The 12,103-nt window shown below is 49.6% G+C and carries 8 protein-coding genes; 5 read left to right on the top strand and 3 right to left on the bottom strand.

The window, feature by feature from the left end:
- Nucleotides 1–84: 84 nt before the first annotated feature.
- From secA to U2F10_RS16570, 3 genes are all read left to right on the top strand, one after another.
- The gene (secA, locus tag U2F10_RS16580) at nucleotides 85–2,895 is read left to right on the top strand and encodes a preprotein translocase subunit SecA (protein ID WP_163667689.1); all 2,811 of its coding nucleotides are present in this window, start codon (nucleotides 85–87) and stop codon (nucleotides 2,893–2,895) included.
- Nucleotides 2,896–3,001: 106 nt separating this feature from the next.
- Nucleotides 3,002–6,217 carry a two-partner secretion domain-containing protein gene (locus U2F10_RS16575; protein WP_499872772.1) on the top strand — a complete coding sequence of 1,072 codons (3,216 nt, stop codon included), beginning with the start codon at nucleotides 3,002–3,004 and terminating at the stop codon, nucleotides 6,215–6,217.
- Nucleotides 6,214–8,730 (top strand): CHAT domain-containing protein, encoded by a 2,517-nt coding sequence (locus tag U2F10_RS16570; protein WP_499872770.1) that lies wholly within the window; start codon nucleotides 6,214–6,216, stop codon nucleotides 8,728–8,730. Before U2F10_RS16575 ends, U2F10_RS16570 begins: the two co-directional genes overlap by 4 nt.
- Here U2F10_RS16570 and U2F10_RS16565 read toward each other — a convergent pair.
- Complete coding sequence (locus U2F10_RS16565) at nucleotides 8,727–9,077, bottom strand: hypothetical protein (protein WP_006515246.1); 351 nt, start codon at nucleotides 9,075–9,077, stop codon at nucleotides 8,727–8,729. The genes U2F10_RS16570 and U2F10_RS16565 overlap by 4 nt on opposite strands.
- 275 nt (nucleotides 9,078–9,352) lie before the next feature.
- Here U2F10_RS16565 and U2F10_RS16560 point away from each other — a divergent pair, with 275 nt between their 5' ends.
- Both U2F10_RS16560 and U2F10_RS16555 read left to right on the top strand, forming a co-directional pair.
- Nucleotides 9,353–9,643 carry an antibiotic biosynthesis monooxygenase gene (locus U2F10_RS16560; RefSeq protein ID WP_163667673.1) on the top strand — a complete coding sequence of 97 codons (291 nt, stop codon included), beginning with the start codon at nucleotides 9,353–9,355 and terminating at the stop codon, nucleotides 9,641–9,643.
- 20 nt (nucleotides 9,644–9,663) lie between these two features.
- Nucleotides 9,664–10,848, top strand: coding sequence for an iron-containing alcohol dehydrogenase (locus U2F10_RS16555; RefSeq protein ID WP_499872768.1), 1,185 nt, complete (start codon nucleotides 9,664–9,666; stop codon nucleotides 10,846–10,848).
- A gap of 34 nt (nucleotides 10,849–10,882) precedes the next feature.
- On the opposite strand, the gene U2F10_RS16550 is transcribed toward U2F10_RS16555, so the two are convergent.
- Entirely contained in the window at nucleotides 10,883–11,335 is a 453-nt protein-coding gene (locus U2F10_RS16550; protein ID WP_163667667.1) for a phosphate-starvation-inducible PsiE family protein, read from the bottom strand.
- Between the two features lie 183 nt (nucleotides 11,336–11,518).
- Nucleotides 11,519–12,031: a DUF937 domain-containing protein gene (locus U2F10_RS16545; RefSeq protein ID WP_499872766.1), complete on the bottom strand. Its 513-nt coding sequence runs from the start codon at nucleotides 12,029–12,031 to the stop codon at nucleotides 11,519–11,521.
- Nucleotides 12,032–12,103: the final 72 nt, after the last annotated feature.

The raw sequence follows: 12,103 nt of genomic DNA, 5'->3' as shown, positions 1-12,103 counted from the left end.
AAGTAGGGGGTTTATCGGCTTAGGATATCTAGATAAGATAGGTATCGGGGTATAGTACCCACACTCGCCGTTTACTGCCCAGACATGCTGAAACGACTTTTAGGCGATCCAAACGCCCGTAAGCTCAAGCGCTATCAACCTGACGTCAAAGAGATCGCCCTCCTGGAAGAGGAAATCAAGGCCCTCTCAGATGAGGAATTGCGGGGTAAAACTGCTGAATTTAAGCAGCGCCTTAAGGATGGTGAGGATCTTGATGATCTCCTCACTGAAGCTTTCGCCGTTGTGCGTGAGGCGGGTACTCGGGTTTTGGGGATGCGTCATTATGACGTACAGCTGATTGGCGGCATGGTGCTTCATGATGGCCAGATCGCTGAAATGAAGACGGGTGAAGGTAAAACTCTGGTAGCCACCCTACCTGCATACCTAAATGCCCTATCTGGTAAAGGTGTGCACATCGTTACAGTAAACGACTACCTGGCTCGCCGCGACGCCGAATGGATGGGGCAGGTTCATCGTTTCCTAGGGCTATCAGTGGGTTTGATTCAGCAGGGCATGAGCCCATCAGAACGGCGTAAAAACTATGCTTGTGACATCACCTACGGCACAAATAGCGAGTTTGGCTTCGATTACCTGAGGGACAACATGGCCTCTTCCATTGAGGAAGTGGTACAACGCCCGTTTAACTTTTGTATCATTGACGAAGTTGACTCCATCTTGGTGGATGAGGCTCGTACACCGCTAATCATTTCAGGTCAGGTAGATCGTCCTCAAGAAAAATACGAACGAGCGGCAGACCTGGCCCGCCAGCTAGAAACCGAAGTGGACTACGAGGTGGATGAGAAGGCACGTAACGTTCTCCTCACTGATGAAGGGTTTGAAAAAGCAGAAAACCTTCTACAAGTCACGGATTTATTTGATCCGAAAGATCCCTGGGCTCACTTTGTATTTAACGCCGTAAAAGCAAAAGAATTATTTGTTAAAGACGTTAACTATATTGTTCGTAATGATGAAGTCGTCATTGTCGATGAATTCACTGGTCGGGTAATGCCGGGTCGTCGCTGGAGTGATGGTCTGCACCAAGCCATTGAGGCTAAAGAACATGTCCCTATCCAGCCAGAAACTCAAACTTTGGCATCCATCACTTACCAAAACTTCTTCTTGCTCTATGACAAGCTATCGGGGATGACCGGTACGGCTAAGACAGAAGAAGCTGAATTTGAAAAGATTTACGATATCGAAGTCACGATTATTCCTACCAATCGCCCGATTGCTCGTAACGATAAATCGGATGTTGTGTACAAAACAGAGCCAGCTAAATGGAAAGCGCTCGCCCAGGAATGTGCAGAGATGCATGAAACCGGTCGCCCGGTTCTGGTAGGAACCACCAGTGTTGAAAAGTCAGAGCTGCTATCAGGGCTTTTACAACAGCTCAATGTAGACCACAACCTGCTCAACGCTAAACCAGAAAACGTTGAACGGGAATCAGAAATTGTTGCCCAGGCAGGTCGCAGTGGCGCGGTTACCATTGCCACCAACATGGCAGGACGGGGTACAGATATTATTCTCGGCGGGAATAGCGATTATATGGCGCGCCTCAAGATCCGAGAATTTTTCATGCCCAAGATTGTCCGCCCTGAGGATGAACAAGGATTTGGTGTGGCCAAGGTGGCCGCCGCCGGTGGTAGTAGAACCAGTGCCAAAGGATTCCAGAGCAACGGTAAGAAACAAAAAACCTGGAAGGCTTCGCCTGAAATCTTCCCCACTGATCTGTCTAACGAAACTGAAAAGGCATTGAAAGATGCGGTAGCCTTTGCCGTTAAGACCTACGGACCTCAGAGTCTATCTGAGCTGGGTGCCGAGGATAAAATTGCCACCGCTGCCGAGAAAGCGCCTACAGAAGACCCAGCCATTCAGAGGCTACGGGATGTCTACAAGCTAATTTTGGCTGAATATGAAGCCTTTACTGACACTGAGCACGACAAGGTAATTGAGTTAGGTGGCTTACACGTAATCGGTACTGAGCGTCATGAGTCTCGTCGGGTAGACAACCAGTTGCGCGGTCGTGCCGGTCGTCAAGGGGACCCCGGTTCCACTAAGTTTTTCTTAAGCTTGGAAGATAACCTACTACGTATCTTTGGCGGTGACCGTGTTGCTGGCCTGATGAATGCTTTCCGAGTAGAGGAAGACATGCCCATTGAATCGGGTATGTTGACTCGCTCCTTAGAAGGCGCACAGAAAAAGGTAGAAACCTACTACTACGACATTCGTAAGCAGGTGTTTGAATACGACGAGGTGATGAATAACCAGCGTCGTGCCATCTATGCAGAACGCCGTCGAGTGCTAGAGGGCGACAAGCTCAAGGAACTGGTCATCGGCTATGGCGAACAGACCATGGATGACATTGTCGATGCCTATATCAACCCTGAGTTGCCTTCAGAAGAATGGGACCTCGAAAATATTGTTGGCAAAGTTAAAGAGTTTATCTACTTGCTCGAAGACTTAACTGCTGACCAATTAGAAAATCTCTCCATGGGAGAAATCAAGACCTTCTTAAGAGAGCAAGTCCATATTGCCTACGACATCAAAGAAGGCCAGGTGGACAAGATGAAGCCAGGTCTGATGCGTGAAGCAGAGCGATTCTTTATTTTGCAGCAGATAGATACCCTATGGCGTGAGCACCTGCAACAGATGGATGCTCTGCGCGAAACGGTTGGTTTACGTGGCTATGGTCAAAAAGATCCGCTGATTGAATATAAGAGCGAAGGTTATGAGGTCTTTTTGGACATGATGACTGGCATTCGTCGTAATGTGGTTTATACCATGTTCCAGTTCCAGCCTCAGCCGCCACCGCAAGCGGCGGCTACTGATGGCCCTATTGATGTAGAGGTCGTGTAGCAATTTTTTAAAAATTTATAGTTAAATCCGGTGATAACTCAAGGTATTCAACGAAATTAGATGCCTTGGGTTATAAATGTTGGGGTAACTTGAAAATCAAGCCTCCATGGTTTTTGTCACTCCCCTGGCGACCCCGCCCCCCGTTATTGCCTTGGTAGATCCTCTAGCGTCTCCGGTAGACGTTGCTAAGGTTGAAACAAGGATCTCAGATACCCTGTTAGCTCAGGCAGTCATCCCTGAGGGTGCCACTAATGTGGAAGTTGATAACGATCAAATTACCATTAGTGGTGGTGAGCAGGCGGGTTCAAACTTATTCTATGGGTTTGAGCAGTTTAATGTGCCCCCAGATGCCACCGCTGATTTCCTAGCCAATCCAGCTGTGCAGAGAGTGATTGGTCACGTTACTGGCGGTAATAGCTCGACTATCGATGGTCTATTGACCATTACGGGTGGGTCTGCCGATCTATTTATTATTAACCCAGCTGGTGTGCTGTTTGGTCCTAATGCTCGCCTCGATTTACCCGCTACTTTTACAGCAACTACGGCCCATGGTCTTAGTTTTGGCGATCAATGGTTCGATATCACCGGGGAAAATACAATCCAGGAATTAGGGGGTACACCTAGCGGTTTAGCATTTTCTGAGGCATCGGGTGCCATCGTTAACCTGGCAGATTTATCTGTTGATGGCTGCTTAATGTTAGCGGCAGGCACAGTCATTGATTTAGGGTCTTTGCAATCGGTTAATGGGGCTGTGCAGGTCTTGAGCCAAGATTCAGGGACAGTTGCCCTCCAAAATGGTCTGTTGCGACTAGACTTAACCACTGCAGCATTACCTGAGGAGTTAGGGGGCACAACGGTTTCGCTGGCAGATTTATTAACTGGAGGCATGGCAGAACAAGCAGCTGCCATTACCGTTGATGCTGAGGGCAATGTGGCTTTAGGTAACATTGCGATCGCACCAGGCGACAGCATCCTGCGCCAAGTCAACGGCCAAACGGCTCTTCTAGTGGCTCAGAACAACCTGCATCTCCCTGGTAGCCAGGTAAACACCGCCGAAGCAGCAACCCTGATCGGAGAGCACGTTCATATTACCGACAGTGCATCACAGCCCCTCAACCTGGATGCTGGCGGTAGATTAACCATCCAAGGGGATGACAGCATCGACATCCTAGCGCTGTATAACGATCAAACCTCTATTACCGGAGGTGATGTGGTGCTAGCTAGCAATGGTGAGATTTCTTTAGATGCCCACATTGGTAGCACAGGCGATGTTCAATTTACGACCCTTGAGCAACAGTCCGCAAACTTTATCAGTCTCTACGATCCGATTATTAGCGCTGATGGCAATGTCTCTTTTGGGAGCTACAGTGGGCCTGCGCTAAAGGTTGAAGCCACAGGCAGCATTACCGTCGATGGTGACATCACGATCACAGGACCAGACACCACATTGCCACAGATCCTGGAGTGGGAAAGCATCGGAGATGTTTCCTTTGAAACGTCACAGTTTGGCTTTGGCCCTGACATTGCTCCGTCCCAGATAGCGCTCAATATTGCCAATGGGACTAATGCAGCCACCCAAGCTGAGTTAGAAACTTTTTTAGGGTTACCCGCTGGTAGCTTAGACGGACTAGGCGATGGTACGGCCAGTACAGGCAGCGCCATCACCACCACCTTTAATGCTGAGGCAGGAGACACAGTCTCTTTTGATTGGAACTTTGTCACCAGGCTAACCGGGAATTTTGATACGGCTGACGATTTTGCCTTTGTGGCGCTGACTGGAACCGCCACCACAGAACTAGCAACCAGTGACTCACCCGGCTTAAACCCAACATCCAACAATTTTGAAAACTTCCCACGGATTTTTATCTCTCCCAGTGATGCGTCAACGGGTGCCCAGACATTTTCTACTGTGATTCCTGCCAATGGCAGCTATACCTTGAGTATTGGCTTAATGCGACAGAATCCCTCATCTGGCAACTCGTTCCTGCTGGTTGAAAATCCGTTTCCCGTACCAACTTTGATTTCTGATAACTCGCTTTTGGCAACAACCCCAGCTTTGATTTTGAGAGCTGGAGAAACCAGCCTGCAAAATACGGCCAATGTCCCTCAGTTAGGCTTGCCCGATCTCAATACTGATTTTGTAGCAACGGGTGCAGGCACCAGCCCGGCAAGTATCACAATCAATGGCGACATTGATACCAGTAGTAATCAGCCAGATGGGGGACCGGTCATTCTTTCAGCGCCTGGTGCGGTGACGCTAAATGGAGATGTCAATACCGTAGCGCAGTATAGCGGCGATATTGTGATTACAGGTAGTGAAATAACAACCGGACGGCTCAATGCAGGTGGCGGGTTTCAAAACGACAGTGAGGTGGTGCTCACATCCACTGAGGGCAATACGGTGGTGGAAACCATCTCTGCTGGCAGTGGTGGCGTAGATATCTCTGCAGCAGGTCTGTTTCAGGCTACAGATGTCTCCAATGCATCCGTCAGAATTACCCTTAATCCGGTTGAAGATGCAGACCTGATTGCCTTTTTACAAGAGGTTGATGCTGATGCCTTTAGCCAGATTGATTTAAGCCAGCAGATTGAGATTTTGATTCCAGTGAGTGTTGCCACGAGTCCAGGTAATGGACAACAGGGACGCATTCGCATTCGCCATGGAGGCGCAGGCATAGCCACAAACAACGATGATTACGACATTTCAGGGACAGCAGCCGTAACGTCGACACCATTTTTTGTTGGACCTGATGCCGACAATGTCACGATCACCATTAACCCTGAGGGTTCATCGTTTCAGGCTACGGTGAGTGGATTTACACCGCTCTTTAGCGACACTGAATTTCCCAGTGACGCCAGTGGAACCAATGGCGCTATTGCCCAGCTAACAGGTGATGGCAGCTTAGCCACAGCCTTTTTCAATGAACCCTTTGTGCCAGAGGTGCCCGGTCCCGGATCGGGGTCAACGCCCGGACCCAGACCCGGACCTCAGCCAACGGAGCCGTCTGGACCAGAATTTTCCACGGCGGACACAGATAATTTAGAAGAAACAGAAGACGGAGAAACCGTGGCAACAGAGAGCGATGCTGACAATCTCCTGGCGCTACGGGGAACTGCGGAAGACTGTGATGCAGATACAGTCACTCAGGAGGACGGTGTCACCCAACTATTGGGGGATTGTTTAGAAGAAAACAATGGGGAAACAGATCAAAGCAGCATCCCCATTGAACAGATTGAACAGTCATTGGATATGGCACCAGATCTATTACCAGATATATCATCACCGGATACATCTATAGATAGCGTAACTAGCAGACCATGATGTTCTTGGTTAACCGGCGGCTCAAGAGGACAGGTCGCTTATTGCTGGGCGTCTTGCTAGGACTGTTACTTACATTTCAAAGTGTAGTGACCTTTGCGCAGAGTCCTGCTGAGCTTTTTGTCCTGGGTCGGCAGCAGTATGGGAATCACCAGTATGAGGCTGCGATCGCAACCTGGCAACAAGCCCTAGCCCTTTACGAACGCCCCGCAGACCAAGCCGCCACCCTCAATGGTTTAGCAGCGGCCCATCTTGCCCTGGGCCAAAATCGAGCCGCTGTTGCCTTAGCTAGCCGGGCTCTAGACAGCTCAGCTCAGGTAGACGAACCTGCCATGGCTGCCAGGCTCCAGGCTCAGTCTTTAGGAAATCAAGGCATTGCACAGCGAGCATTGGGGCAGTATTTAGATGCGATCGCCACGTACCAACAGGCCCTAACGCTGATGCAGGACCAGGGCGATCAGTTGGGCGAATCAAGGGTACTGGGACTCTTAGGGAACGCCCATGAATCCCTAGGAGATTTTGACCAGGCCATTGCCTTACATCAGCGCAGTCTAGAACTGGCAAAAGACCTGGACAATCCACTACAGGAAAGTGCCGCCTTGAACAACTTAGGCGCTACCTACGCCACAGAAGGGCAGTACCCAGCAGCCATTAAGCTTTACCAACAAAGTTTAACCATTGCCCAATCCCTCAATGACAGCCTGCGCATCGGCTATGCCTTGAACAATTTAGGTACAGCTTTTCATGCCCAAGGCCAGCTAGACCAGGCCATTCAGAACTATGAGCAAAGCCTGGCCCTGGCAACCACCGTGGGCAATACCGGTCTGGAAGTCGACGCCCTCAGCGGCTTGGGACTGGCTTATGAAGAACTTGATGACTATGGCCAGGCGATTGAACTGCACTCTCGTAGCGTTAGCCTTTCAACCGCCATTGATGATCCACGTCGCCAGGGTCGCACCCTAAATAATCTAGGCCATGCCCTATTTGGGGCTAACCGGCTAGCAGAAGCGGAGGCTACACTACGATCCGCTATTCGCACATTAGAAGCACTGCGCCCCAGTCAAGATCAGTACAATATCTCGCTATTTGATACCCATGTGCTCACCTATAATCTGTTGCAACAGATTTTGGTAGCCAAAAACAAACCGGAAGCAGCCCTAGAAATTGCTGAACGGGGACGGGCCCAGGCATTTGTGGAATTACTGGCTCAGCGTTCTGACCAGATTCCTACCACCAAAATTTCTCTTCAGGAGATTCAAACCATTGCCCAGGAACAGCAAGCAACCCTGGTGGAATATACCTTAGTCCCTGATGCTAGTTTTAAGGTGCAGGGCAAACAAAGGGGAACTGCGGAAAGCCTTTATATCTGGGTAGTACAGCCCATGGGAAAGGTGATTTTTCGGCAAGTTGACCTCAAAGGGAAGGATATTTCCATCGCAGCTTTGGTTGAGACGAGTCGCGATCGCAGCGGCCTGCGATCTTCAGCAATTCGCCCCGGTGATCAGGTACGCCGTGAAGGAGAACCCACAGATTGGCCCCCCTATGAAGTTACCGCCATTAATCCCCAGGCTCAAACCGTTACCCTCAGCCACCCCGATTTTGTCCTGCCCAATCCAGTGGTCCCCCTGAGTGACGTCTATCAGGTGACAACTTCAGCATTTGCCCCTGTTCTGCAACAACGGCAGTATTGGAAAGAATTGCATGACTTATTAATTGAACCCATTGCCGATTTGCTGCCCAGCGAACCAACCGCAAGAATCTTTTTTATACCGCAAGAACAACTTTTTTTAGTTCCTTTTCCAGCGTTACAGGCAGAAGACAACAGTTATTTAATCGAGCATCACACAATTCTCACAGCCCCTGCAATCCAAGTTTTACAAGGAGCACAACCAACCAATAACGCTCTCTCCCAAGCCGACGATATTCTGATTGTAGGCGATCCGTCTCCCATGCCAGCCAACCTACAGCCCTTACCCTACGCACGGGATGAGGCCAAACAAATTGCCAATCTCTTCAACACCCAAGCCATCATCGGAGATCAAGCTACTGAGCCCACCATTCAGCAAGCATTGTCATCAGCCCGGCTGATTCACCTGGCCACCCACGGGTTCTTTAATGAAACCAACCCTTTAGAAGGATCGCTGGCCCTGGCCCCTGGCACCAATGATCAGCTTGGACCTGGAAGCGATGGGTTTCTAACCGCCAGAGAGATTTTAGACAGCCAGCTCAGTGCCGACTTGGTGGTGCTTAGCGCCTGTGATACAGGGCGAGGACGGATCACAGGCGATGGCGTGGTCGGCCTATCGCGTTCATTTTTGGCAGCAGGAGTGCCCAGGGTCATGGTTTCGCTGTGGCAAGTGCCCGATGAAGCCACCTCAGCCCTGATGCTTCACTTCTATGGGCAGCGCTTGGCGGGCGAAGACAGCGCCCAAGCCTTACGCCAGGCGATGCTATCAATGCTCGATAACTACCCTGCCCCCATTAATTGGGCGGCATTTACATTAGTGGGCGGCTAACCATCATTCGCCTCTAAATAAAGATTCACATCTTCAATAATGCGTGTGAGCTCAGCCTCGGTCGTCAGGCGTATGTGTTCGTCTCGCACGGTAATTAAAAGCTTGGCTGCAAAAGGGCTAGGCCAAATATTGGGGTTACAGAAAATTTCCAAAAATACATCCCCAGTGTGGCGATATTCTGTTGGTTTAACTGGCTTAGGTCTACCCGCACCCACCGTAGCTGCTGCGGAGGTTTTCAGAGTTTGGGTCAGGGTCACTAATGCTGACTTCAGTTCTTGGGCTGCCGCGACGGAAAAACTAAACTGAACCGAACCTTGAACCAGATTGAGGGTGAGTTGAGAAGCCATGAAACCTAACGATGAGAATTGCTTTGTGATCGTAACCCCAGCCTCTACGCAGAAACGCCACTGTCATAAAGTTTTAGGTTCTCAGCACTCGCCAGGTAAGTTTTTGCAACTTTTGTTGCACCAGGTTACTGCTATCAGCTGAATATCGGTATAAAGAGCAAAATTTTGGATAGGACAGTGAGCGGTGAGCGGTGAGTGGTCTTAATCTAACTCGCTATTCACGACTCACTATTCACGGCTCACCCCTAAAAACTCACCCCCATAAGGAGACATCTATGGTTGTAACCTGCGTTCATGTGTTTGTAAAACCAGAACATGTGGATGATTTCATTGCGGCCACAAAGGCAAACCATATTGGCTCAGTGCAAGAAATGGCTAACATCAGGTTCGATTTTTTGCAGGATCCAGATGAGCCAACCAAATTTATGCTCTACGAGGCTTACGAAACCGCAGAAGGGGCTGCTGCCCATAAGCAAACCGAGCATTATCTAACCTGGCGTGAAACCGTTGCTCCTTGGATGGCTCAGCCTCGGCAGGGTAAGCCTTACAACGTCATTGCTCCTTAAACGGCAACTGGAGAAACTCCATGGTATTTGCAAACTTTAGCTTTGCCAAAGTGCCCCCAATTTATTTTGGGGCTGGCAAACGACAGTTAATCCCTTCCTGGCTAAAAAAGAGAGGGCTGTCGCGGCTGTTGCTCGTCATTGGTGGGCAGTCTCTGCAAAAAACGGGCAAGCAAGCTCAAATTGAGGCAAGCCTCCAACAAGTTGGGCTAACCTACGAAATTATCAGCTGCACCGGGGAACCGACACCTGCTTTCATTGACGGCATTTGCAAAACCTACAGAGATGAGGGGATACAGGCAGTAGTCGGTATTGGAGGCGGTAGCGTAGTCGATGCAGGTAAGGCAATTTCGGCCATGCTGCCCCATGGCAATTCCATCATGGATCACCTGGAAGGCGTGGGTAAAGGTATTGCCCACAGTGGAGCGAAAATCCCTTATCTAGCGCTGCCCACCACCTCTGGCACGGGCAGCGAAATGACCAAAAACGCCGTCATTAGCAAAGTGGGTCCCCAGGGTTTTAAAAAATCTATCCGCCATGAAAATCTGATTCCTGACGGTGTAATTGTCGATAGCGAGCTGTTAATTACCTGTCCACCCCATATTACGGCTGCCTGCGGTTTAGATGCATTTACTCAACTCCTCGAACCCTATCTGTCCCCTACCGCCAGCCCCATGACAGATGCCTTGGCTTGGAGTGGTTTAACCGCCATTGGCCCAAATCTATTGGCAGCCTGCGGTGACGGTGCTGCCGATTTAACCGTGCGTGAGGCCATGGCCTACGGTTCAATGCTCTCAGGCATTTGCCTAGCCAATGCGGGGCTGGGCATTGTCCATGGATTAGCCTCACCATTGGGTGGATTTTTCCCCATACCCCATGGTGTTGTCTGTGGCACTCTCCTAGCCACTGCCAACCAGACAAATTGGCAAGCGCTTTTAGAACGAGAGCCGAAGAATCCAGCAGTAGACAAGATGGTTAAGCTGGGGGCTTTCCTAGGTGGCGAGCCAGGGAAAAAGCCAGCTGAGTATGGAGAGTCACTGTGTCAGATTTTGTGGAATTGGACCGAGAAACTTGAAATACCTAAGTTAAGTGAGTATGGCGTCGAAGTGTCAGATTTAAAACGAATCGTGGCAAAAACTCGTAATCGCAATAACCCTATTCAACTAACTCAAAACGAGATTAGCACTCTTGTACTCTCTCGTATTTAAATCATGGGGCAACTCAATGCCACTCCCTAAAAATTTAGCTATGGATATTCCTCACAATCCAATAACTAATTGACAGGGCGAGAATCGCAACTGCCAAACCAATAAGGCTAATACCGGTTACCTTTTCTAGATCCAAGATAATAATTTTACGCGCCACCGCTGTCAGTGAGGTAACGATCACCAGCTCTACCTGCACCACATGCTTCTTTAGATAGGCGGTGATATTTTCCAAAATTTCTAGAGCAATTAGGACGCTCAGAAATAGGCCAAAAATTTCACTGAGGGTGTTTTTAAAAAAGCCTGAAGGGCTGGGCTCTAATAATGCCACCGCTAAAAACCGAACCAGATCGACCATGATCACAAAGATCACCACCAGCATGGCAATGGATAACAGCTTCGAAACAATAGTTTCTATGCCATCAATACCGTGGAGAAAGCTTTCAGCACTTAACCAACTCCATCGCTTGCCATTTTTCTTACTGCCCATACAGATGCTCCAGAAAACGGATCCCCTCTAGGAGCACTATACAAGGCAGATGGTGGGGAGCGGGGAATAGGGAGTAGGGAGTAATGAATAGGGAGTGGGCTTTGAGGCGTCAAATTATTAGGGTGCTGATAAGCGGTTAAGATCCCCCCATTGCCCATTGCTCACTCCCCGTAGTAGGCCTATTTACATAAATCGACCGGCCATTTTCAAAATATCACCCATATCCACATCGCCATCGCCATCACCATCGAGGAAAGCGGTGACCAGCGGATTGCCTTGGGCTTGAGTCCCAGACTTAGCAGCTCCCTGATTAAGAAACTTCATCACAATGGGAATCACCATGGGCAGCATAGCCTGCACCTGATTGGCATCAAGGCCCGTTTTTTCAGCTACGGCTGCTGCCACCGCACTTTGCTGTGCAGGGCTAAATAGTTGAGGGAGTACACCAGCACCATCTGTCGTACCCTGTTTTACTAAGTCAAGAACAGCGTCCATGCCCTGGGTTTGTTGTTTTTCCCGCAGTGCCGATTGAACAAAGCCACCCACCACAGAGGCAGCTTGCTGAGTTGATGAAGGGTTAGCGTTGTTTGACTGAGCAACCTGCTGCGCCATCGATACAATTTGGCCAAGCTGACCGATGCTAGCTTCACGATTGGGGTCCTGAATGGCTCCCATTACTTGATCAAATATTCCCATGGGAATTAAAGATGTCCTTGGTTAGCAACAATTGGCGACACTCATCCGCCTTGTGTATAGTAGGACGCTACA

The sequence above is a fragment of the Leptothoe sp. EHU-05/26/07-4 genome (assembly GCF_043421015.1).
GTDB classification, from domain to species: domain Bacteria; phylum Cyanobacteriota; class Cyanobacteriia; order Phormidesmidales; family Phormidesmidaceae; genus Leptothoe; species Leptothoe turfae.
This window is presented reverse-complemented; position numbering and strand designations above follow the sequence as displayed.